Origin of the sequence: Paenibacillus sp. JCM 10914 (assembly GCF_001315105.1) — a bacterium.
GTDB lineage: Bacteria > Bacillota > Bacilli > Paenibacillales > Paenibacillaceae > Paenibacillus_AQ.
The window spans coordinates 1-1,219 of sequence record NZ_BAZR01000078.1; the positions used below are offsets into that span (position 1 = coordinate 1).

Here is a 1,219-nt window from a genome sequence, read left to right on the forward strand (position 1 = left end):
TTGGTTAAGCTACTAAGAGCACACGGAGGATGCCTAGGCGCTAGGAGCCGAAGAAGGACGTGGCGAACAACGAAACTGCCTCGGGGAGCTGTAAGCAAGCTTCGATCCGGGGATGTCCGAATGGGGAAACCCAGCTGATGTAATAGTCAGTTACCCGTATCTGAATACATAGGATATGAGGAGGCATACCCAGGGAACTGAAACATCTAAGTACCTGGAGGAAGAGAAAACAAGAGTGATTCCGTCAGTAGCGGCGAGCGAACGCGGAACAGCCTAAACCAGAGAGCTTGCTCTCTGGGGTTGTGGGACGTCTCACATGGAGTTACAAAGGAACATATTAGACGAAGAGGTCTGGAAAGGCCCGCGATACGAGGTAAAAGCCCTGTAGTCGAAAGTATATTCCCTCCGAGACGGATCCCGAGTAGTGCGGGGCACGTGAAACCCCGTATGAATCCAGCAGGACCATCTGCTAAGGCTAAATACTCCCTAGCGACCGATAGTGAAGCAGTACCGTGAGGGAAAGGTGAAAAGCACCCCGGAAGGGGAGTGAAATAGAACCTGAAACCGTGTGCTTACAAGAAGTCAGAGCCCGATCTATGGGTGATGGCGTGCCTTTTGTAGAATGAACCGGCGAGTTACGTTCCCATGCAAGGTTAAGGCGAGAAGCCGTAGCCGCAGCGAAAGCGAGTCTGAATAGGGCGATATTAGTATGTGGACGTAGACCCGAAACCGTGTGATCTACCCCTGTCCAGGGTGAAGGTGCGGTAACACGCACTGGAGGCCCGAACCCACGTATGTTGAAAAATGCGGGGATGAGGTGGGGGTAGCGGAGAAATTCCAATCGAACTCGGAGATAGCTGGTTCTCCCCGAAATAGCTTTAGGGCTAGCCTCGGAATTGAGAGTCGTGGAGGTAGAGCACTGATTGGGTGCGGGGCCCGCAAGGGTTACCAAGCTCAGTCAAACTCCGAATGCCATAGACTTATATCCGGGAGTCAGACAGTGAGTGCTAAGATCCATTGTCAAAAGGGAAACAGCCCAGACCATCAGCTAAGGTCCCCAAGTGTGTGTTAAGTGGGAAAGGATGTGGAGTTGCACAGACAACCAGGATGTTGGCTTAGAAGCAGCCACCATTTAAAGAGTGCGTAATAGCTCACTGGTCGAGTGACTCTGCGCCGAAAATGTAACGGGGCTAAACACACCACCGAAGCTATGGCTTGA

Annotated in this window: 1 rRNA gene; it reads left to right on the forward strand. The window is 52.1% G+C overall.

Going from position 1 to position 1,219, the window contains the following annotated elements:
• Positions 1-2: 2 nt before the first annotated feature.
• Positions 3-1,219 (forward strand): 23S ribosomal RNA (locus JCM10914_RS28110); the annotation flags it as partial.